Here is a 20609-nt window from a genome sequence, read left to right on the forward strand (position 1 = left end):
CGGGCGCGTCTGCTGGCGACGCCGCGAGTGGCTGCATCCCGCAACCCCGCATCCCTGCGCCGCAGCACTGATCAGAACAAATCTGGAGAGATGCATGACCGAATTCGTGTTCGCCCCGCCCGCGCCCGTTGGCGTGCCGGTGCGCGGCAGCAACGCTAGCTTCCCGGTCCGGCGCGTGTACTGCGTCGGCCGCAACTATGCTGCCCACGCCCGTGAAATGGGCTCGGACCCCGACCGCGAGCCGCCGTTCTTCTTCTGCAAGCCGTCCGATGCGGTCAGCTATGTCGCCGACGGCACCGAAGGCGCCTTCCCGTACCCGCCGGGCACCAGCAACTGCCACTATGAAGTGGAGCTGGTGGTGGCGATCGGCAAGGGCGGCCGCGACATCCCGGTCGACCAGGCGGCCGGCCACGTGTTCGGCTACGCCGTGGGCCTGGACATGACCCGCCGCGACCTGCAGAACGAATCGAAGAAAACCGGCCGCCCCTGGGAGACCGGCAAGGCCTTCGACCAGTCCGCGCCGATCGGCCCGATCGTGCCGGTGTCGGCCATCGGCCATCCAGAGAAGGGCGCAGTGACGCTGGCGGTCAACGGCGTGGAAAAGCAGCGCGGCGACCTGTCCGACCTGATCTGGTCGGTGCCGGAGATGGTGTCGTACCTGTCGAAGCTGTTCGAGCTGCAGCCGGGCGACCTGATCTTCAGCGGCACGCCCGAAGGCGTGGGCCCCGTGGTCAAGGGCGATGTCATGCACTGCCACGTCGGCGGCGTGGGCGATCTCACCATCAAGGTAGTCTGATCCGATGCTCAAGCTTTACAGCTATTTCCGCAGCTCGGCCTCGTTCCGCGTGCGCATTGCGCTGGAGCTCAAGGGGCTGTCCTATGACTATGTGCCGGTGCACCTGCTCAAGGAAGGCGGCCAGCAGCTCAAGCCGGAATTCCGCGCCGTGAACCCTGACGGCCTGGTGCCGGCGTTCGTCGACGGCGAGCACGTGCTGCAGCAATCGCTGGCCATCGTCGAGTACCTGGACGAGATCCACCCCGAGCCGAAGTTGCTGCCCGGCACGGCGCTGGACCGCGCCTATGTGCGCGGACTGGCCCAGGAGATCGCGTGCGAGATCCACCCGCTGAACAACCTGCGCGTGCTGAAGTACCTGAAGCACACCGTGGGCGTGACCGACGAGGTCAAGGACGCGTGGTACCACCACTGGATCGAGCTGGGCTTTGCGTCGCTGCAGACCAACCTGGAGCGCGGCGGCAAGGCCGGGCGCTTCTGTTTTGGCGATACGCCCACGCTGGCCGATATCTGCCTGGTGCCGCAGGTGTTCAACGCGCAGCGCTTCAATATCGACCTGGCCCGCTACCCGGCGATCGCCAGGATCTATGAAACCTGCATGGAGCTGCCTGCCTTCCAGAAGGCGCAGCCGAAGTCGCAGCCCGACGCGGAATAAGCGTTCGCAGGCCTGCAAGGCAAAACGCCCCGGCACTGCCGGGGCGTTTTGCTTGGCGCAGGTTGCCGGGCCTTATCCCAGCAGCGCGTCGGCGAACTCGTCCGCCTTGAACGGTTGCAGGTCTTCCACTTTCTCGCCCACGCCGATGAAGTAGACCGGCACCGGGCGCTGGCGCGCGATCGCCGCCAGGATGCCGCCCTTGGCGGTGCCGTCGAGCTTGGTTACGATCAGCCCGGTCAGGCCCAGCGCGTCGTCGAAGGCCCGGGTTTGCTGCAGGGCGTTCTGGCCGGTATTGGCGTCGATCACCAGCAGCACCTCGTGGGGCGCGCTCGGCATAGCCTTGCTGATCACGCGCTTGACCTTCTTGAGCTCTTCCATCAGGTGCAGCTGCGTCGGCAGGCGGCCGGCGGTGTCGGCCATGACGATGTCGATGCCGCGCGCCTTGGCCGCATTGACGGCGTCGAAGATCACCGCCGCCGGGTCGCCGCTTTCCTGCGCCACCACGGTGACGTTGTTGCGCTCGCCCCAGATCGTCAGCTGCTCGCGCGCGGCGGCGCGGAAGGTGTCGCCGGCGGCCAGCAGCACCTTCTGGTCATAGCGCTGGAAGTGCTTGCACAGCTTGCCGATGCTGGTGGTCTTGCCGGCGCCGTTGACGCCCGCGATCATCATCACCATTGGCTGCTCGCGGCCCAGCGCCATGGTCTTTTCCAGCGGGCGCAGCAGCTGGGTCAGCAGCTCGCGCAGTGCCGCCTTGACGCCTTCAGCGGTCTCGATGCGCTCGGCCTTGACGCGCTTGCGCAGCTCGCCCAGCAGGTACTCGGTGGCTTCGACGCCGGCATCGGCCATCAGCAGCGCGGTTTCCAGTTCTTCGAACAGGGCCTCGTCGACCTTGACGCCGACGAACAGCGTGCCGATGTTGCGGCTGGTCTTGGACAGGCCGGTACGCAGCCGATGCATCCAGCCCAGCTTCGCTTCAGCGGTCTGGGCGGGCGGCGGGACCAGCTCGAGCGCTTCGGCCGGTGCGGGCGCCGGCACGGGGACCGGGGCTGCCACGGGCGCTGGGGCAGGGGGTGGCACTTGCGCTGGGACCGGTGCCGGTGCGGGCGCAGGGACTGGCGCAGGCGTGGGGGCCGGTGCCGGCACAGGGGCGGGGACCTCGACCGGAGCGGGGGCCGGGGCTGGCGCCTCGACGGGCGCGGGCTCGGCCTTGCGCTTCTTCCAGAAACTAAACATTGGGGAATGGAGTCAATACCGGGGGCGATACCCTGGCGGCAGCCAATGCCAGCAGGCAACCGGTTATAAATCAATGGGTTACGCAGGTGTCGCGATGGCTGGGGAGAAACCGTTGTGGTCCCGGCCGGCGATTGCGTATAGTTCGCTACATGGCAGATTCATGCGCGCAGTCTTGCGCACGTGAGTCGATCGGCAAAATTCTAGCAGACGGGGTCGCATGAACCATTGCGCTGTCCTGACCGCTGCGGGCGCACAAGGCACCAAAGCCTGCGTCCAAACGCGCATCCAACGCCTCTCACAACCTTCCAATCCGCTTTCTGCCCGCGCCGCGCGTCTTGCGCGGCGTGTCATTCCCACGCTGCTGCTGGCCTTGCTGCCCTGGTCGATGCCGGCGGGGGCGCAGGAAGCCGTGCCCTCGCCGAGGCCCGGCACGCAGACCGCCCTGGCCGGCGCGACCGCGCAGGGCACGACTGAATACCGCCTGTCCAACGGGCTGCGGCTGATCGTCAAGGAAGACCACCGCGCGCCCACGGTGGCGCACCAGATCTGGTACCGCGTGGGCGGCATCGATGAGGTCAGCGGCACCACCGGCGTGGCGCACATGCTCGAGCACATGATGTTCAAGGGCACGCCCAAAGTTGGCGTGGGCGAGTTCTCCAAGCAGGTGGCCGCGCTGGGCGGGCGTGAGAACGCCATGACCAACCGCGACTTCACCATGTACTACCAGCAGATCGGCAAGCAGTATCTGCCGAGGATGATGGAGCTGGAGGCCGACCGCATGGCCAACCTCATCATCACCAAGGACGAGTTCGAACGCGAGATGAAAGTGGTGATGGAAGAACGCCGCCTGCGCACCGACGACTCCGCGCGCGGTACCGTCTATGAGCAGCTGCTGGCCACGGTCTACACCGCCGCCGCGTACCGCCACCCGGTGATCGGCTGGATGGACGACCTGGTCAACATGCGCGTGGATGACGTCAAGGAGTGGTACCGGCACTGGTACGTGCCCAACAACGCCATGGTGATTGTCACCGGCGACGTCAAGGCCGAGGAAGTGCGCGCTCTGGCGGAGCGCTACTACGGCAAGGTCAAGCCGCGCACGCTGCCGCTGCGTAAGGACCAGGAAGAGCCGGCGCAAAAGGGCATCAAGCGCATCTGGGTCAAGGCGCCGGCCGAGAACCAGTACATGGTGATGGCCTACAAGGTGCCGCGCCTGCGCGATATCGAGAAGGACGTCGACCCCTACGCGCTTGAGGTGCTGTCGGCCGTGCTCAACGGCTACGACAACGCACGCCTGACGCGTGAACTGGTGCGCGAGCAGCGCCTGGCCGACGACGTCAACGTCGGCTACGACAGCATCAACCGCGGCGAGTCGCTGTTCGTACTCGACGGCACGCCGGCCACAGGCCACAACACCGACGAGATCGAGCGCGCGCTGCGCGCCGAGGTCCAGCGCATCGCCAAGGAAGGCGTGTCGCCGGAAGAGCTCAAGCGCGTCAAGGCGCAGGTGGTGGCCGGCCAGATCTACAAGCGTGATTCGGTGTTCGGGCAGGGCATGGAAATCGGCGTGTCCGAGATCTCGGATATCTCCTGGCGCCAGATCGACCGCATGCTCGACAAGATCAAGGCCGTCACGCCGGCGCAGGTGCAGGCCGTCGCCGCGAAGTATTTCAACGACGACAACCTGACCGTGGCCACGCTGGTGCCGCAGCCGATCGATCCAAACAAGCCCAAGCCCCAGGCCCCGTCGGGCCTGCGCCACTGAGGAAAGGCGATGACTCAGTACGTCACCACCCCGCAGCGTGCGCTGCGCAAACTGGCCGGCGCCGCATTGGGCGCCGTCGTCCTGCTGGCCGCGCAACTTGCGCAGGCCGCGATCCCGATCGAGCACTGGACCGCGTCCACCGGCGCCAAGGTGTTCTTCGTGCACAGCCCGTCGATCCCGATGCTCGACGTCAATATCGACTTCGACGCCGGCAGCCGCTATGACCCGCCGGGCAAGGCCGGGCTGGCCACGCTGACCGCCGCGCTGCTGGACAAGGGCGCCGCGGCGCTGGAGGGCCAGCCGGCGCGCGATGAAGCGAAGATCGCCGATGGCTTTGCCGATACCGGTGCCGCCTTTGGCGGCGCTGCCGGCGGCGACCGCGGCGGCATCGGGCTGCGCACGCTGACCGAGCAGCCGGAGCTGGACCAGTCAGTCGCGCTGGCCGCGCAGCTGATCAAGGCACCGACCTACCCGGACGCCGTGGTCGGGCGCGAGAAGCAGCGCCTGATCACCGCCATCCGCGAAGCCGACGTCAAGCCCGGCGTAATCGCCGACAAGGCGCTGGCCAAGGCCATGTATCCCGACCATCCCTACGGCGTGGCCGCGACGCCGGACAGCGTGGCGTCGATCACACGCGACGACATCGTCAGGTTCTGGCGCGACAACTACGGCGCGCAGCGCGCCGTGGTGACGCTGATCGGCGCGGTCGACCGCAAGCAGGCCGAAGCCATTGCCGAGCAGCTCACGCGCGGGCTGCCGCCCGGCAGCGCGGCGCCGGCCATGCCGCAGGTGCGCCTGAACATCGCCCCGAGCGAGCAGCGCATGCCGCATCCGGCACAGCAGTCCAGCGTGGCCATCGGCCAGCCGGCCATTGCCCGCGGCGACCCCGATTACTTCGCGCTGCTGGTGGGCAACTACGTGCTGGGCGGCGGCGGCTTCAGCTCGCGCCTGACTGACGAGGTGCGCGAGAAGCGCGGCCTGACCTACGGCGTGGACAGCTACTTCGCGCCGTCCAAGCAGCCGGGTCCGTTCGGCATCAGCCTGCAGACCAAGAAGGCGCAGACCGACGAAGCGCTGGCGCTGGTGCGCCAGGTGCTGGCGCGCTTTGTCGCCGAGGGCCCGACCGAGAAAGAGCTGCGCGCGGCCAAGGACAACCTCATCAACGGTTTCCCGCTGCGCATCGACAACAACCGCAAGCTGCTGACCAACGTCGCCAATATCGGCTGGTACGGGCTGCCGCTGGATTACCTGGACACCTGGACCGCCCAGATTGGCAAGGTCACGCGCGAGCAGGTCAGGGCCGCTTTCCAGCGTCATGTGCGCCCGGACAATATGGCGACGGTGATCGTCGGCGGCCCGGTGGCAGCGCCTGCGACCGCCGCCAGGCAGTGATGCCGGCACCGCTTGGGCCCGTCATGCGCGCCGGGACTCCGGCGCGTGCGGCGAACCGGCCCGCAGGCTCTACAATCACGGGATGAATTCGCGTTCCCGATTGCCGACGCCCGCCACCGGCGGGCGACCCGCCTCTCCTGCCGCTGCCAGCGGCGGGCGTTCCCCCGTTTCCGCGGCGCCACGCCAGGCACCGCGCCAGGCACCACGCCAGGAACCGTCCCAGGTCCGCATCATCGGCGGCCGCTGGAAGCGCACCTTGCTGCCCGTTCCCGACGCCCAGGGCCTGCGCCCCACGCCCGACCGCGTGCGCGAGACGCTCTTCAACTGGCTCGGCCAGGACCTGTCCGGGCTGGAATGCCTGGACCTGTTCGCCGGCTCCGGCGCGCTCGGCTTCGAGGCCGCCTCGCGCGGTGCCGCCGCGGTCACGCTGGTCGAGTCCAATGCGCGCGTGGCCAAGCAGCTGCGCGACAACCAGTACCGGCTCGACGCGGCCCAGGTGCGCGTGATGCAGGGCGATGCCTTTGCCATTGCCGCGCAGCTGCCCGATGCCAGCTTCGACGTGGTTTTCCTGGATCCGCCCTTTGCCGAGGACTGGATCGGGCCGGCGCTGGAGCATGCGGCGCGGCTGTCGCGGCCCGGCGGCGCAGTCTATGTCGAGACCGACCATGCGCTGACCGGTGCCGACGCGCCGGTGCCGGCATCGCTTGAAATCGTGCGCCACGCGCGCGCCGGCGCGGTGCATTTCCACCTGCTGCAGCATCGCGTGCCGGGCAACGGCGCGGCCTGATGCACCAGGCTGGGGCGATTGTCGGGGTAGGCCTGTTCCGCAATGAGGAAGGTCCCCTTCCTCAATAGGAAACGGGTTCTTAGCTGCGCTGCGGCAAAACGGTGCGCCGGGCGACTTCCAAGTGGCGCATTTGGGGTTACACTACGCCGCTGTCACAACGCTCGCGACGCAGCACCCACGCCGGTCCGGCCGGCGCAAGAGGCGGCCCACGGCCGGCAGCGGGCAGATCAAGGAGGAAGTATGGTCATCGCGGTCTATCCCGGCACGTTCGATCCAATGACCCGGGGACACGAGGATCTGGTCCGCCGTGCGTCGAACATCTTCGACGAACTGGTGGTGGGCGTGGCGCACAGCCCCAACAAGCGCCCGTTCTTTTCGCTCGAAGAGCGCATCGGCATTGCCCGTGAAGTGCTCGGGCATTATCCCAATGTGCGCGTCGAAGGCTTTTCCGGCCTGCTCAAGGACTTTGTGCGCAACAACAATGCGCGCGTGATCGTGCGTGGCCTGCGCGCGGTGTCCGACTTCGAGTACGAATTCCAGATGGCAGGCATGAACCGCTACCTGCTGCCCGACGTGGAAACCATGTTCCTGACGCCGTCGGACCAGTACCAGTTCATCTCCGGCACCTTTGTGCGCGAGATCGCGGTGCTGGGCGGCGACGTCAGCAAGTTCGTGTTCCCGTCGGTGGAACGCTGGCTGCAAGAGAAAATCGGCAAACCGGAATAAAATAGCAGACTCAGATACGTCGAGTCGCGGCCAGTCGGGCGCGGGCGTGTCCGCAGGAAGGAAACACCATGGCGCTGATGATCACTGACGACTGCATCAACTGCGACGTTTGTGAGCCCGAGTGCCCGAACGAAGCCATTTCGATGGGGCCCGAGATCTATGAAATCGACCCCAACAAGTGCACCGAGTGTGTCGGGCACTTCGACGAGCCGCAATGCCAGCAGGTCTGCCCGGTCGCCTGTATCCCCAAGGATCCGAACCGCGTCGAAACGCATGAGGTCCTGATGCAGCGCTACCGGCTGCTGACGGCCGCAAAGCACGCCGCCTGACCCGCAGCTTCAGCCAGGCAAAAAAAGCCCCCGGCACCGCAAGGTGACGGGGGTTTAACTTTTCCCCAGTTACTGCTACTACCTACAACACTGCGCGGTCACGCACCCATCGGCTTGCCGTCGCTACGGCGCACCACGATGGTGGACGAGCGCGGCGGCTTGGCCGCGTCCGGCCACTTGCCGGTGGGATGCTGGATATTGATGAAGCAGGTGGTCAGGTCCGGCGTGTAGGCAATGCCGGTGATCTCGCAGCCGGTCGGGCCCGCCAGGAAGCGCCGGGACTGACCCGTCGGCGAAATGTAGTACATGCTGTTGTTGCCGAACGTGCCGGTATAGGTGGCGCTGGTGCTGGAATCGGTCTGCACCCACAGGCGGCCCTTGGGGTCGACGCGCAGGCCGTCCGGGCTGGAGAAGGTGTCGCCGTTGATATTGCCCTTCAGGTTGTCGGTGGCCAGCGACGGGTCGCCTGCCTGCAGCAGGATGCTCCACGTGAAGGTCGTGGCCAGCGGCGAATTGCCGGCTTCGTTCCACTTGACGATATGGCCGTGCAGGTTGTTCTTGCGCGGGTTGGCGGCGTCGGTCTGCTGGCGGCCGCTGTTGTTGGTCAGCGTGCAGTAGAGCGTCTTGTCCGGTGCGGCCGTGATCCACTCGGGGCGGTCCATCAGCGTGCCGCCGGCCACGCGCGCGGCCGATTTGGTGTTGATCAGCACATCGGCCTGGCTGGTGAAGTCGACCGTGCTCGGCGCCGGCGAGACCGCCGACTGGGTCCAGTTGCCCGGGTCCGATGCGCCGACGGTCAGGCCGTTCTTGCCCTGCGTCAGCTCGATCCACTGGCCGCTGCCGTCGGCATTGAACCTGGCAACGTAAAGCGTGCCGCTGTCCAGCAGGTTGGCATTGGCGGCGCGGTTGTTCGGATCGAAGGCCTTGCTCGGGATGAATTTGTAGATGCAGCCCGGCGTGCCGTCATCGCCCATATAGAAGGCGACGTTGTTGCTGGCGTCGGTCAGGAAGGCGACGTTCTCATGGTCGAAACGGCCCATCGCCGTGCGCTTGGCCGGCGCGCCCAGCGTGCCGTACGGGTCGATCTCGACCACCCAGCCGTAGCCGTTCTCGGCCTGGGTCGGGTCGATGTAGTTGTCCGTGCTTTCTTCGCAGGTCAGGTAGGTGCCCCACGGCGTGTAGCCGCTCGAGCAGTTGTTGAGCATGCCGACCACGGTCGAGCCCACCACCGAGGCGGCCGGGCCGCCCACGCGGTACAGCGTGTTGCCGGTGTAGCGCTTGTTGTAGATCGAGTCGCGCTTGACCTGCCACTTGCCGCTGACGGCCAGTTCGACTTCGATCACCGAGATGCCCACCGCCGACAGGGCGATGCGCTTTTGCTCCGCGCTTGCGGTGGCGGCGTTGTAGGCGGTCGGGAACAGGATGTTGTAGTCCGGCAGTTCGTGGTTGATCGCGAGCAGGCCGCCCTTCTGCGGATCGACGCCCGGCAGCGCGAAGTAGTGCATGCCGTCGTGGTTGCCTCCGGCCTGGCGCTCGGTTTCGGCCGAGGACTGGAAGGCGCCGGCATAGCCGGTGGCGCCGGCTTCGACCGGGTCGCCGGCGGAGAACAGCACGTCGACGCTGTAGCCGTTGGGCACGACCACGGTATCGGCGGTCGACTTGGCGATCGGCTCGAAGGTGACGTCGTAGCTCGGGGCGACCGCGGCGGGCGCGGGGGCCGGAGCGGGTGCGGGCGCGGGGGCCGGTGCCGGTGCCGGTGCGGGATCGTCATCGCCGCCACAGGCGGCCAGCAGGCCGCTGCCGAACGCCGAGGCCAGCGACAGGCCCAGGCCGCCGCGCAGCACCCGGCGGCGGGCCGGATTGGCGGCTACGATGTCTTCAAGCATCTGGCCGGGCACTTCAACGTCGGGCTTGGCAGCGCGGCTGGCGGCTCGTGCTTCATCGGTCAGGTACGACATGGGCTTCCTCCTGTGGGTTGTCATGCGCATCGGCCACCATGCGATACCGATGCGATTGGAAACCACGGAATGTATGTGCCGCCCATGGCACTTTGATGACATATTGTCTGCAACAGCAGTCTTGGACCGCCAAATGACGACGGGCCGCAGATGCGGCCCGTTTTCATGCTGTTGTCGCAGGGATGTGCGTATTTGTCAGCGCGTGGTGTGCAGCTGCGCCATGGCGCGTTCGGCATCGCCGCGCGCCAGCAGGCCGAGCGGGTCGATGCAGCGGTCGATGGCGGCATCGATGGCTTCCTGCTCCTCGCGCCGCGGCGGTTTGAGCACGAAGTTGACCACGTCCTCGCGGCCCGCGCCGGCGCCGCCGGGCGCGTTGCGCGGATGGCCCACGCCCAGGCGCAGGCGCCAGTAGTCCTGCGTGGACAGGTGGGCCGAGATGTCCTTGAGCCCGTTGTGGCCGCCCGCGCCGCCGCCGCGCTTGAGCTTGGCCGCGCCCGCCGGCAGGTCCATCTCGTCGTGCGCGACCACGATCTCGTCGGGGAGGACCTTGTAGAAGCGCGCGAGCGACACCACGGCCAGCCCGGAGCGGTTCATGAAGGTCGACGGCTTGAGCAGCCAGATATCCTGGTCCCACAGCCGCGCACGCGCGGCCAGGCCGTGGAAGCGGCCCTCCACGCGCATCGTGGCGCCGCCCATGCGGGCCAGCTGGTCCACCAGCCAGAAGCCGGCGTTGTGTCGGGTGGCCTCGTACTCCGCACCGGGATTGCCGAGGCCGACGATGAGCTTGATCATGCGTTTGACTGGGTCGTTGGCGCGCAAGGCTGCGCCACAAGCGCCAAGGATACCGAAAAACCGGCAGACGGCTGCCGGGCGAAAAAAAACCGCCGCAAGAAGCGGCGGTTTCTTCGTGGCGCGGCCGGCAGGCCGCAACCGCTGCTGCAGCTTAGGCAGCCGGCGTTTCGCCAGCGGCTTCGCCACCTTCGGCAGCTTCCGACACGGCACCAGCCGGTTGCGAGATGCTGGCGATAGCCGGGTTGTCGTCACCGTGGGTGATCACGGTCACGCCCTTCGGCAGCTTGATGTCCGACAGGTGGACGGTCTGGTTCAGCTCGGCGGCGGCCAGGTCCACTTCGATGAACTCAGGCAGGTCGGCCGGCAGGCACGACACTTCCAGGTCGTTCACGATGTGGTTGACGATGCCGTGGCCCAGCTTCACGCCAGGAGCGGTTTCCTGGTTCATGAAGTGCAGGGGCACCTTGACGTGGATCTTGTCGTTGGCCGACACGCGCTGGAAATCGACGTGCAGCACCAGCGGCTTGAACGGGTGCATCTGGAATGCGCGCAGCAGGGCCTGTTCCGACTTGCCAGCGACTTCCAGTTCCAGGATCGACGAGTGGAACGCTTCCTTCTTCAGGGCGTGCCACAGCGCGTTGTGATCCAGTTCGATCATCTTCGGTTCGGCGGCGCCGCCGTAGATGATGCCGGGGGTCTTGCCCGAATTGCGCAGGCGGCGGCTCGCACCCGTTCCCTGTACGCTACGCTCGAAAGCGACAACTTTCATGATGACTCCAAATGTAAGAAGGCTGTCCGCGACCAGACAGCCTCGTTGCGGCGCAAACAGAAAATGATGCGCCGATCAGGTCACGTTGATCGCTGAAAAACGGCGATCAACGCAGTAAAGCCCTAAATTCTATCAGGAACCCGCAAACAGCGACATGATCGAGTCGCCCTTGACGATGCGGGTGAAGGTCTCGGCCAGCAGCGGGGCGGTCGAGAGCTGGCGGATCTTGGTGCATTTGGCGGCTTCTTCGGACAGCGGGATGGTGTCGCATACCACCACTTCGTCCAGCGCCGAGTCCGCGATGCGGGCGGCCGCGCCACCCGACAGCACCGGGTGCGTGCAGTAGGCGAAGACCTTCAGCGCGCCGCGCTCCTTCAGCACCTGGGCGGCCTTGCACAGCGTGCCGCCGGTGTCGATCATGTCATCCATGATGACGCAGTTGCGGCCGTCGACTTCACCGATGATGTTCATCACCTCGGCCACATTGGCCTTGGGACGACGCTTGTCGATGATCGCCAGGTCGCAGTTCAGTTCCTTGGCCAGTGCGCGGGCACGGACCACGCCGCCGACGTCCGGCGACACCACCAGCAGGTCGCCGTAGTTCTTCTCGCGCAGGTCGCCCAGCAGTACCGGCGAAGCGTAGATGTTGTCGACGGGAATATCAAAGAAGCCCTGGATCTGGTCAGCGTGCAGGTCCATCGTCAGCACGCGCTCGACACCGGCGACTTCCAGCATGTTGGCCACGACCTTGGCCGAGATCGCGACGCGCGCCGAACGCGGGCGGCGGTCCTGGCGGGCATAGCCGAAGTAGGGCATGGCGGCGGTGATGCTGCGTGCCGAGGCGCGCTTGAGCGCGTCGACCATCACCATCAGTTCCATCAGGTTGTCGTTGGTCGGCGCGCAGGTGGACTGCAGCACGATGACGTGCTTGCCGCGAACGTTTTCCTGGATATCAACTTGAACTTCGCCGTCGGAGAAACGGCCAACCAACGCCTTGCCCAGAGGAATGCCGAGGTGCTGTACGACAGCCTCCGCGAGTTTGGGGTTGGCGTTGCCGGTAAATACCATCAAGCCTTCGCTGCTCATTCGGGGCACCTGTCTTGCTGCTGGGGGAGCTTGGTGTCACCGGCAAAGCCGGTGACTGATACAGAGGGTCCGTAAGGACACTATAGGAATGTAATGGCAGGGGAAGAAGGATTCGAACCTTCGAATGCCGGAATCAAAATCCGGTGCCTTGACCAACTTGGCGACTCCCCTACACAACCGGGCCGTTCTTCGTGGTACCAGACTGCCGTACCGCGCCGAACGAAAACTTGCTACGCGAGCGCTGCGAGCGGATGACGTGCCAGACTGCGCACACACCTGCCATCCCATTCAGGGGGCAACCTTTCCAAAACCTGCTGTGCTGTTGCTGCGTCGGGAAAACGCGCAAACACGCAGGCTCCGGAACCGGTCATCCTGGCATGCTGATTGTGTTGCTTCAGCCATGCTAGGGCTCGGGCGACTTCGCCGAACTTCGCTGTTGCTATCGGTTCCAGGTCGTTGCGACCGAAATCGAATTTGTTTGTGCGAGCAGCGAAGACCGCAATTATGGAGAGCGGCGTATCCCTTGTCAAGCACTCGTCCGAAAAAATTTCAGCGGTGGGGACATGCTGTTTCGGGTGGATGACTACGAACCAGCTGTCGGGCAGCTCGACTGGCGTCAGGTCCTCGCCGATGCCCTGTGCAAAGGCGTTCTGGCCCAACACGAACACCGGCACGTCGGCGCCCAGCGCGAGGCCGATGCGCATCAGTTCGGCACGCGCAAGGCCCAGTCCCCACAGGTGATTCAGCGCCAGCAGCGTGGTGGGGGCATCGGACGAGCCGCCACCGATGCCGCCGCCCATCGGCAGCACCTTGTCGATGGCGATATCGGCGCCGAAGGCCGTGCCGCTGGCAGCCTGCAAGGCGCGCGCGGCGCGCACTGTCAGGTCTGTGTCGGCCGGCACGCCGGGCACGTCGGTGACACGTGCGATGAGGCCGTCATCGCGCCTGCGGAAATGCAGCGTGTCGCACCAGTCGACCAGCTGGAACACGGTCTGCAGCGTGTGGTAGCCGTCGGCGCGGCGGCCGGTCACGTGCAGGAACAGGTTGAGCTTGGCCGGCGCGGGGCAGTCGCGCAGTTCGGGCGGGGGCAGGGGCTGGCTGCGGTGCATGGCGTGGTTCACGGCGTCTGGGGATCGATCACGAGGCGCACCGACAGCGGATTGCTGCCGGCGTCGCGCGCCAGGTCGATGCGGCGCGGCACTTGGGCGGCCGCTTCCTGCCAGGCGACGTAGCGCACGGTCCAGCCGTTCTGCGCCAGCGTTGCCAGCCGGCCCTGCTCGTCGCGCGTGGTGCGCGCGGGCGCGCCCTTGGTGGCGCGGCCGTGCAGCCAGTCGCGCATGCCGGACACCGGCAGCGCAAAGCCAAGTGCTTCTTCCATCAGGGTGTCGACCTCGGGCGCGTTGCGCGGCGGCTGGTTGGGCAGGTCGAGCGTGGCGCCGGACGGCGTGGCGGTCACCACGGCCAGGGTCTGGCCAAGCGGGGACACCAGGTCCAGTCGCACGTTGCGGCCCTGCTCTTCCCAGCGGAAGCTTCCCTGCACGCCTTCGTCGCGCCCGTAGCGCACGTAGTTGGCGGAGAAGCGGCCGGTGTATTGCTGGCTGGCGGCGGCCTGGTCGCCATCAAAGCTGCGCGACGGTGCCACGCTGGCACACGCCTGCAGCAGCAGCGGGGCGCCAAGGCAGAGGAGCGCCAGGCGTCGGGATCGGTTCATGGGCTTGGTCGTGAGGACGGCGGCGCGGCGGCGGCCGCCGGCTGACGGGAATCCGGCGCCGCGGACCCGGGCTGCGGGCCGCGGCGGCGGGGTTACTTGGACAGTTGCATGTTGACCTTGTAGCGGCGCAGCGTGTCGACCAGGGTCTCGTTCTCGGGATCGGTCCGGACGGCCTCGGTCCAGGTCTTGCGCGCTTCGTCGTGCTCGCCGAGCTGCCACAGCACCTCGCCCAGGTGCGCGCCGATCTCGGCCTCGGGCGCCTTGGAATAGGCGTTGCGCAGCAGGTCGGCCGCCGGGCGCAGGTCGCCCATGCGGAATTTGACCCAGGCCAGGCTGTCCATGATGTACGGATCATCCGGCCCCAGCTCGGAGGCGCGCTCCAGCAGCTTGAGCGCCTCGGGCAGGCGCTCGTTGCGGTCGGCCAGCGAGTAGCCCAGGGCGTTGTAGCCCTGCTTCTGCTGCGGCTGCAGCGCGATCACCTTGCGCAGGCCCTTTTCCATGCTGTCGTAGCGCTTCTGGCGCTCGTCGAGCATGGCCAGCTCGTAGATCCAGTCGGCGTTGTCGGGCTCGGCCGTGACGCGGTCGTTGAGCAGCTTGCGGGCGCGGTCATAGGCCTTGCTTTCCATCAGCGTGGCCACCTCGGCCTGGCGGATGGCGGTCACGCGCTGCGTGCGCTGGCCGGGATCGGGGATGTCCTCGGCGTCGGTGAGCATCTCGCCGAAGAGCGCCTGGGCGTCGTCGAGCTTGCCCATGCGCGCCAGCAACTGTGCGCGCTTGGCGGTGGCCGCGGGCGCCAGCCGGATGTCCTCGATGCGGTCCAGCCACTGGATGGCACCGGCGTAGTCCTTGCGCTCCTCGGCGATCTGCGCCAGGTACTGGTAGGCAATGTCGGGGTTGGCGGTGGGCTGCTTCTCGACCAGCTGCAAGTATTCCTTCAGGTACTGCTCGGCCTCGCCGTAGTTCTTGGCCTGCAGGCTGGTCAGGCCCAATGCCAGCGGCACGCGCGGGTCGCCCGGGGCTACCTTGCGCAGCGTCTCGAACTCCTGCCGGGCCGACTGCATGTCATTGCGCAGCAGGTACAGCCGCGCCAGCGTGATATGGCCGTTGACCGAATCGGGCGACTTGTCCAGGAAGCGCTTCAGGATCGCGACGGCTTCGTCGGGCTGTTTCTCGGCGCGCAGCTCGGCCGCCATCAGCGCGGCCGCTTCATAGTCCGGGCGCAGCCGCAGCGCCTGGTCGAGCGCGGCGAGCGCGCCCGGCTCGTCGCCGGCGACTTCCCTGGCGCGCGCCAGGGCCAGCTGCGTTTCAGGCAGCTTGGTGTCATTCTTGGTCAGGTCCTGCAGCAGTGTGGCCGCGCCGGCCGGATCGCTGGTGCGCGACAGCTGCTGCTGCAGCTGCAGGATGGCCTCGCCGCGATGGGTGGCCGGCACCGCCGCCAGCTGTTGCTGCAGCAGGGGCCGGGCATCGTCCCAGCGGCCGTTGAGCACCAGCAGCGTCGACAGCACCTGATTTGCGGCGGGTGAAGTCGGCGAAATCTCCTTCCACAGGCGCGCCGAGTCCAGCGCCTGCTGCGGGATGCGCGCATTGAAGGCGATCTCGGTGGCGCGCTGCGCGAAGCGCGGGTCGCGGGTCTGCCGGGCCAGTTCCATGTAGGTCCGGTAGGCCGGGCCGACCAGGCCCCGCTGCATGGAAATCTCTGCGGCCAGCACCATATAGACGATGTCGTCGGTCAGCTCCAGCGACGGCAGCGCGCTGCGTGCCGGCTTGCTGGCGGCGGCGGGGCGCTCGCTTTCGGCCGCGGCCAACTGCAGTGCCGATGGCAATGGCATGGCGCCCGCGGGCGGCGCGGCATGGCTGGCGCCGGCGGCCAGGGCCAGCAATGCCGAGGCGGCCAGCGCGCGCGCATGGCGGCGCGGCGCCTGGAAAAACCGGGCCAGGGCGCCAGCCGTGCGCGCTGTGCGGGGAACGGCGCCTGGAAAAGCGATCGGGAGGCCGCCCGCGGTGGCTTGCAACGTGGAGTCCGGCATCAGGTCCGGCATGAGGTCCGACATGTAGTGATTGCTCCGGCGCGCGCTGGCGAAGGATGGGAGAAAACGCATTGATGAGGCCATTGTAGCCTGCCGCTACAATGCGCTGCTTGGCGCCGCGGGCCGGTGCCCACAGGCGCCGCAGGAGTTTTGAGCGGTAACCAACGGAGAGGTTCGATGCCAGAATTGCCCGAGGTCGAAGTGACCCGGCGCGGCTTACTGCCGCATGTGGTGGGGCGGCGCATCGCCGCGGTCACGGTGCGCCACCGCGGCCTGCGCTGGCCGGTCGATCCGGAACTGGAAATGCGGCTGGCCCAGCGCGTGGTGCGCCGGATCGAGCGCCGCGGCAAATACCTGCTGCTGGAATGCGTGAGCGAGGCGGCGGGCGAGTCGGCCGGCTGGCTGCTGGTCCACCTGGGCATGACCGGCACGCTGCGGGTGCTGCCCGATGCGCCGCCGCCTGGCGCGCACGACCACCTGGACCTGTTGCTGGCCCCCGCGCCCGGCGCCGCGCTGGGCACCCAACCGGGCACCATCGTGCTGCGCTTTCGCGATCCGCGCCGCTTCGGCGCCATCCTGTGGAGCACGCTGCCCGAGGCCGAACTGCCGTCGCATCCGCTGCTGCGCACGCTCGGCATCGAGCCCTTCGATCCTGCCTTCGACGGCGCCTGGCTGCACCGCCACACGCGCGGGCGCAGCGCCGCCATTAAGACCGTGCTGCTGGCCGGTGGCATCGTGGTGGGCGTCGGTAATATCTATGCGTCCGAGAGTCTGTTCCGCGCCGGCATCCGCCCGACCACCCCGGCCGGGCGCCTGAGCCGCGCGCGCTGCGACCGCCTGGCGCAGGCGGTGCGCGAGACCCTGGCGCAGGCGATCGAGCGCGGGGGCAGCACGCTGCGCGACTTTGTCGGCAGCGACGGCGCCAGCGGCTATTTCCAGCTTGATTGCCTGGTCTACGACCGCGCGGGCCAGCCGTGCCGCGTCTGCGCCACGCCGGTGCGCCAGATCGTGCAGGGCCAGCGTTCCACCTTCTACTGCCCGAACTGCCAGCACTGAGCCCTGGCGGCAGCCGCCCGGGCAGGCGCCGTGTGGCGCACAATGCGCGCCGCCGGCGATTGTCGATGGGTCGGCGCAACACTCCTTGTGCAAGCCATGACCGAGGGGCGTGAATTCCACAAAACCGCTGTGGAAACCTGTATCGTGTGTGCAGTCATAAAAAGTTACAAAATGGCCCGACCGCTTGCAGGGTAGACAGTGGTCGGGCCGGCATTGCGCGAACACGGGCGCAGCGCGAAAGCGGCGTGCCCCGAGGTAAAACCAAGTCAGCCGAACAGCTCCATGACAACGCTCGCCCATCAATTCGAACAATACGGCGCCTGGAGAACCGGGGTCCTCCAGTCACTGGCCGAATTCCAGTCCTGGCTGCAGCAGCACGACCTGTACGACGCCCAGGCCGATGACCGCGTGCAGCGCATCCAGAGCGTGCTGCGCAGCGACCGCCTCAAGGTCGCCTTTATTGCCGAGTTCTCGCGCGGCAAGAGCGAGCTGATCAACGCCATCTTCTTTGCCGACTACGGGCGCCGCATCCTGCCGTCGTCGGCGGGGCGCACCACGATGTGCCCGACCGAGCTGCGCTATGACGAGGCCGAGCCGCCGTGCATCCGGCTGCTGCCGATCGAGACACGCCTGCAGGAGGCCTCTACCGCTGACTTCCTGGAGGCCGGCACCTCGGCTTCGCACTGGCATTCGGTGCCGCTGGACCCGTCTTCGCCCGAGGGCATGCTGGCTGCGTTCCAGCACGTGGTGCAGACCGTGCGCGTGCCGCCCGCGCAGGCCGAGGCGCTGGGCCTGTACCACGAGAACGATCCCGATGCCGCCTACGCGGTCGATGCCGAGGGCATGGTCGAGATCTCGCGCTGGCGCCACGCCGTCATCAATTTCCCGCATCCGCTGCTGCGCCAGGGCCTGGTGATCCTGGACACGCCGGGCCTGAATGCGATCGGCACCGAGCCCGAGCTGACGCTGCGGCTGATCCCCGACGCCCATGTGGTGGTGTTCGTGCTGGCCGCCGATGCGGGTGTCACCAAGAGCGACCTGGAGCTGTGGCGCAGCCATGTCGGCGCCGGCCACCGGCGCGGCTGCCTGGCGGTGCTCAACAAGATCGACGGGCTGTGGGATCCGCTGCGCGAGCCGGGCGAGATCGCGCAGGAGATTGCGCGGCAGGTGTCCACCACCGGGCAGGTGCTGGGTATCGAGCAGTCGCGCGTCTATCCGGTATCGGCGCAGAAAGGCCTGGTGGCCAAGGTCACACACGACGACGAGCTGCTGGCGCGCAGCGGCCTGCCCGAGTTCGAGCACGTGCTGTCCGACCAGCTGATCCCGCGCCGGCGCGAGATCGTTTCAGACCAGGCGCACCGCCTGGTGCAGGACATGGCGCGCGCCGCGCAGCAGCTGCTGCAGACCCGCCGCCGCGATATCGTCGAGCAGCTGTTCGAGCTGCGCGGCCTGCGCGGCAAGAACCACGCGATGGTCAAGCACATGCTGATGCGCGTGCAGGGCGAGAAGGAAGAGTTCGAGCAGAGCATCAGCAAGTTCCAGGCGCTGCGCCTGGTTTTCGGCCGCCACAGTGCCGACATCATCAAGAGCCTGCAGCTGCGCGACGTGCGCCTCACCATGCGCAGCGCGCGCGAGCAGATGAAAGAGCGCTTCTTCTCGCGCGGCCTGCGCGAAGACATGGACGCGCTGTTCGCGCAGCTGACCAGGCTGGTGACCGATGCCGACAACAAGATCGGCCAGCTGCACCAGCTGATCGAAAGCATGTACCGGCGCTTCAACGCCGAGCACGGCTTCACGCTGCCCGCGCCGATGCAGTTCACTGCCGAGCGCTACGTGGCCGAGCTTGAGGAAACGCTGCGCCTGGTGCATGCGCACTTCGGCACGGTCAGCATGCTGACGCGCTCGCGCCCGCAGCTGGTGCAGAGCGCCTTCAGCACCATGGCCAGCCGCGTGCTGGAGAACTTCCGCGACCTGAACCGCGATATCGAGGTCTGGCTCAAGTCGGTGATGACGCCGCTGGAGGCGCAGGTGCGCGAGCACCAGAAGCAGCTGCGCCGGCGCGTCGATTCGATCGAGCGCATCCACGAGGCCACCGACACGCTGGAAAGCCGCATTGCCGAGCTCGAGGAAGTGCTCAACGGCCTGGACGAGCGCAGCGGCCGTATCGAGGGCTACGCGCAGCGGCTGCTGCGGCCGACGGCCGCCGCCGACAGCGCGAGCCTTGCGGTGGCGTAGCCAGATCCTGAAGCCGGTATATCATGTGGCGCCGCACTGAGCGGCGCCATTTACTTTGGTGCGCCGCCGTGCCCCCGCGCTTCAGAACGTTTCACCCAGATGCCCCGCAAACCAGCCCCCCGTGCCGTTCCCGCCATCCCCGACGATATCCGCGTGCCGCCCGACTTCGGCGCCCGCGTGGTCGACTGGCAGCGCCAGCATGGCCGGCACGACCTGCCGTGGCAGAACACGCGCGACCCGTACCGCATCTGGCTGTCGGAGATCATGCTGCAGCAGACCCAGGTGAGCGCGGTGATCGACTACTTCCAGCGCTTTGTCTCGCAGCTGCCCACGGTGCAGGCACTGGCGGCGGCGCCTGCCGACCAGGTCATGGCGCTATGGGCGGGGCTGGGCTACTACTCGCGCGCGCGCAACCTGCACCGCTGCGCCATGCAGGTGGTGAGCGAGCACGGTGGCCGTTTCCCGACCGATCCCGCGCTGCTGGCCACGTTGCCCGGCATCGGCCGCTCCACCGCCGCGGCGATCGCCGCGTTCAGCGCCGGCGTGCGCTCGCCGATCCTGGACGGCAACGTCAAGCGCGTGTTCGCGCGCTGCTTCGGCATCCACGGCCATCCGGGCGAGCGCGTGGTGGAAACGCGCATGTGGCAGCTGGCCGAGCTGGCCTTGCCAGCGGCAGGCCCGCGCCAGGCCGAGGACATGATCGCCTATACGCAAGGGCTGATGGACCTGGGCGCCACGGTATGCTCGCGCGGCAAGCCGGCCTGCCTGGCCGATGCCGGCGCGTGCCCGCTGTCGGCCGACTGCGTGGCGCGCCGCGACGGTCTCACCGGCGTGCTGCCCACGCCCAAGCCGCGCGCGGCCATCCCCGAGCGCAGCACGGTGATGCTGCTGGTCCGGCGCCAGCGCGAAGTGCTGCTGCGCCTGCGCCCCGGCAGCGGCATCTGGGGCGGGCTGTGGAGCCTGCCTGAGATGCCGGTCGACAGCGTGCCCTTCGACGCGGAAGCCGCCGAGGCGGCGGCGCTCGACTATGCCAGCGCCTTCGGCAAGCCCGCGCGCGCCGCGCTGACCGGCGAGCTGACCCATGTGTTCACGCACTTCCGCCTGCTGATCCGTGCCATCCGGGTCGATGTGAGTGCGGACGGCGCAAGCCTGATGGCGCAGGACAGCGCCGCGGAAGCCGCGCAGCGCTGGATCTCGCTTGACGATCTCGATGCGGTGGGGACGCCCGCGCCGGTGCGCAGGCTGCTGGAGGACCAGGCGCGCGGCGGGCTGTTCTGAAGTCTGGGGTTGGGGAT

18 protein-coding genes and 1 tRNA gene are annotated in these 20609 nt (G+C 67.6%); 10 read left to right on the plus strand and 9 right to left on the minus strand.

The window, feature by feature from the left end; translation table 11 throughout:
- The first annotated feature begins 94 nt into the window (after positions 1-94).
- Complete coding sequence (locus AC1Q7H_RS04150) at positions 95-796, plus strand: fumarylacetoacetate hydrolase family protein (protein ID WP_211980669.1); 702 nt, start codon at positions 95-97, stop codon at positions 794-796.
- 4 nt (positions 797-800) lie between these two features.
- Complete coding sequence (gene maiA, locus AC1Q7H_RS04155) at positions 801-1448, plus strand: maleylacetoacetate isomerase (RefSeq protein ID WP_013955456.1); 648 nt, start codon at positions 801-803, stop codon at positions 1446-1448.
- A gap of 72 nt (positions 1449-1520) precedes the next feature.
- Here the strand turns inward: maiA and ftsY are convergent, their stop codons facing one another.
- Positions 1521-2681: a signal recognition particle-docking protein FtsY gene (ftsY, locus tag AC1Q7H_RS04160; protein ID WP_013955457.1), complete on the minus strand. Its 1161-nt coding sequence runs from the start codon at positions 2679-2681 to the stop codon at positions 1521-1523.
- Between the two features lie 217 nt (positions 2682-2898).
- On the opposite strand from ftsY, the gene AC1Q7H_RS04165 reads away from it, so the two are divergent.
- The 5 genes from AC1Q7H_RS04165 (at position 2899) to AC1Q7H_RS04185 (ending at position 7680) form a co-directional block, all read left to right on the plus strand.
- The gene (locus tag AC1Q7H_RS04165; RefSeq protein WP_211980670.1) at positions 2899-4446 is read left to right on the plus strand and encodes a M16 family metallopeptidase; all 1548 of its coding nucleotides are present in this window, start codon (positions 2899-2901) and stop codon (positions 4444-4446) included.
- Between the two features lie 9 nt (positions 4447-4455).
- Positions 4456-5838: a M16 family metallopeptidase gene (locus tag AC1Q7H_RS04170; RefSeq protein ID WP_211980671.1), complete on the plus strand. Its 1383-nt coding sequence runs from the start codon at positions 4456-4458 to the stop codon at positions 5836-5838.
- 82 nt (positions 5839-5920) lie between these two features.
- Positions 5921-6625, plus strand: coding sequence for a 16S rRNA (guanine(966)-N(2))-methyltransferase RsmD (gene rsmD, locus AC1Q7H_RS04175; protein WP_013955460.1), 705 nt, complete (start codon positions 5921-5923; stop codon positions 6623-6625).
- 240 nt (positions 6626-6865) lie between these two features.
- Positions 6866-7351 (plus strand): pantetheine-phosphate adenylyltransferase, encoded by a 486-nt coding sequence (gene coaD, locus AC1Q7H_RS04180; protein ID WP_010814369.1) that lies wholly within the window; start codon positions 6866-6868, stop codon positions 7349-7351.
- A 68-nt stretch (positions 7352-7419) separates the two neighbouring features.
- On the plus strand, positions 7420-7680 hold the full coding sequence (locus tag AC1Q7H_RS04185) for a YfhL family 4Fe-4S dicluster ferredoxin (RefSeq protein ID WP_010814370.1): 261 nt from the start codon (positions 7420-7422) through the stop codon (positions 7678-7680).
- 98 nt (positions 7681-7778) lie between these two features.
- Here the strand turns inward: AC1Q7H_RS04185 and AC1Q7H_RS04190 are convergent, their stop codons facing one another.
- From AC1Q7H_RS04190 to AC1Q7H_RS04225, 8 genes are all read right to left on the minus strand, one after another.
- Complete coding sequence (locus tag AC1Q7H_RS04190; RefSeq protein WP_211980672.1) at positions 7779-9638, minus strand: PhoX family protein; 1860 nt, start codon at positions 9636-9638, stop codon at positions 7779-7781.
- Positions 9639-9833: 195 nt separating this feature from the next.
- Entirely contained in the window at positions 9834-10430 is a 597-nt protein-coding gene (gene pth / locus AC1Q7H_RS04195) for an aminoacyl-tRNA hydrolase (protein ID WP_013955462.1), read from the minus strand.
- Positions 10431-10581: 151 nt separating this feature from the next.
- Positions 10582-11199, minus strand: a complete 618-nt coding sequence (locus AC1Q7H_RS04200; protein WP_153953202.1) for a 50S ribosomal protein L25/general stress protein Ctc — start codon at positions 11197-11199, stop codon at positions 10582-10584.
- Positions 11200-11331: 132 nt separating this feature from the next.
- Positions 11332-12285, minus strand: coding sequence for a ribose-phosphate pyrophosphokinase (locus AC1Q7H_RS04205; RefSeq protein ID WP_010814374.1), 954 nt, complete (start codon positions 12283-12285; stop codon positions 11332-11334).
- 94 nt (positions 12286-12379) lie between these two features.
- Positions 12380-12456 (minus strand) — tRNA-Gln (locus AC1Q7H_RS04210).
- A 59-nt stretch (positions 12457-12515) separates the two neighbouring features.
- A complete protein-coding gene (gene ispE / locus AC1Q7H_RS04215) occupies positions 12516-13394 on the minus strand; it encodes a 4-(cytidine 5'-diphospho)-2-C-methyl-D-erythritol kinase (RefSeq protein WP_492381044.1) in 879 nt (292 codons plus the stop codon).
- A gap of 8 nt (positions 13395-13402) precedes the next feature.
- Complete coding sequence (gene lolB / locus AC1Q7H_RS04220) at positions 13403-13996, minus strand: lipoprotein insertase outer membrane protein LolB (RefSeq protein ID WP_013955465.1); 594 nt, start codon at positions 13994-13996, stop codon at positions 13403-13405.
- A gap of 92 nt (positions 13997-14088) precedes the next feature.
- Positions 14089-16047: a tetratricopeptide repeat protein gene (locus AC1Q7H_RS04225; protein WP_013955466.1), complete on the minus strand. Its 1959-nt coding sequence runs from the start codon at positions 16045-16047 to the stop codon at positions 14089-14091.
- A 153-nt stretch (positions 16048-16200) separates the two neighbouring features.
- Between AC1Q7H_RS04225 and mutM the strand changes: the two genes are divergently transcribed.
- From mutM to mutY, 3 genes are all read left to right on the plus strand, one after another.
- Complete coding sequence (gene mutM, locus AC1Q7H_RS04230) at positions 16201-17079, plus strand: bifunctional DNA-formamidopyrimidine glycosylase/DNA-(apurinic or apyrimidinic site) lyase (RefSeq protein ID WP_013955467.1); 879 nt, start codon at positions 16201-16203, stop codon at positions 17077-17079.
- Positions 17080-17361: 282 nt separating this feature from the next.
- Positions 17362-19314 carry a dynamin family protein gene (locus AC1Q7H_RS04235; protein ID WP_211980673.1) on the plus strand — a complete coding sequence of 651 codons (1953 nt, stop codon included), beginning with the start codon at positions 17362-17364 and terminating at the stop codon, positions 19312-19314.
- A 99-nt stretch (positions 19315-19413) separates the two neighbouring features.
- On the plus strand, positions 19414-20592 hold the full coding sequence (gene mutY / locus AC1Q7H_RS04240) for an A/G-specific adenine glycosylase (protein ID WP_492378153.1): 1179 nt from the start codon (positions 19414-19416) through the stop codon (positions 20590-20592).
- Positions 20593-20609: the final 17 nt, after the last annotated feature.

The sequence above is a fragment of the Cupriavidus sp. GW823-FHT06D04 genome (assembly GCF_058795055.1).

What these genes read in the sequence shown, in the direction of transcription:
- AC1Q7H_RS04150 (WP_211980669.1), top strand. Translation starts at nt 95, where the DNA reads ATGACCGAATTCGTGTTCGCCCCGCCCGCGCCCGTTGGCGTGCCGGTG.
- maiA (WP_013955456.1), top strand. Translation starts at nt 801, where the DNA reads ATGCTCAAGCTTTACAGCTATTTCCGCAGCTCGGCCTCGTTCCGCGTG.
- ftsY (WP_013955457.1), bottom strand. Translation starts at nt 2,681, where the DNA reads ATGTTTAGTTTCTGGAAGAAGCGCAAGGCCGAGCCCGCGCCCGTCGAG.
- AC1Q7H_RS04165 (WP_211980670.1), top strand. Translation starts at nt 2,899, where the DNA reads ATGAACCATTGCGCTGTCCTGACCGCTGCGGGCGCACAAGGCACCAAA.
- AC1Q7H_RS04170 (WP_211980671.1), top strand. Translation starts at nt 4,456, where the DNA reads ATGACTCAGTACGTCACCACCCCGCAGCGTGCGCTGCGCAAACTGGCC.
- rsmD (WP_013955460.1), top strand. Translation starts at nt 5,921, where the DNA reads ATGAATTCGCGTTCCCGATTGCCGACGCCCGCCACCGGCGGGCGACCC.
- coaD (WP_010814369.1), top strand. Translation starts at nt 6,866, where the DNA reads ATGGTCATCGCGGTCTATCCCGGCACGTTCGATCCAATGACCCGGGGA.
- AC1Q7H_RS04185 (WP_010814370.1), top strand. Translation starts at nt 7,420, where the DNA reads ATGGCGCTGATGATCACTGACGACTGCATCAACTGCGACGTTTGTGAG.
- AC1Q7H_RS04190 (WP_211980672.1), bottom strand. Translation starts at nt 9,638, where the DNA reads ATGTCGTACCTGACCGATGAAGCACGAGCCGCCAGCCGCGCTGCCAAG.
- pth (WP_013955462.1), bottom strand. Translation starts at nt 10,430, where the DNA reads ATGATCAAGCTCATCGTCGGCCTCGGCAATCCCGGTGCGGAGTACGAG.
- AC1Q7H_RS04200 (WP_153953202.1), bottom strand. Translation starts at nt 11,199, where the DNA reads ATGAAAGTTGTCGCTTTCGAGCGTAGCGTACAGGGAACGGGTGCGAGC.
- AC1Q7H_RS04205 (WP_010814374.1), bottom strand. Translation starts at nt 12,285, where the DNA reads ATGAGCAGCGAAGGCTTGATGGTATTTACCGGCAACGCCAACCCCAAA.
- ispE (WP_492381044.1), bottom strand. Translation starts at nt 13,394, where the DNA reads ATGCACCGCAGCCAGCCCCTGCCCCCGCCCGAACTGCGCGACTGCCCC.
- lolB (WP_013955465.1), bottom strand. Translation starts at nt 13,996, where the DNA reads ATGAACCGATCCCGACGCCTGGCGCTCCTCTGCCTTGGCGCCCCGCTG.
- AC1Q7H_RS04225 (WP_013955466.1), bottom strand. Translation starts at nt 16,047, where the DNA reads ATGTCGGACCTCATGCCGGACCTGATGCCGGACTCCACGTTGCAAGCC.
- mutM (WP_013955467.1), top strand. Translation starts at nt 16,201, where the DNA reads ATGCCAGAATTGCCCGAGGTCGAAGTGACCCGGCGCGGCTTACTGCCG.
- AC1Q7H_RS04235 (WP_211980673.1), top strand. Translation starts at nt 17,362, where the DNA reads ATGACAACGCTCGCCCATCAATTCGAACAATACGGCGCCTGGAGAACC.
- mutY (WP_492378153.1), top strand. Translation starts at nt 19,414, where the DNA reads ATGCCCCGCAAACCAGCCCCCCGTGCCGTTCCCGCCATCCCCGACGAT.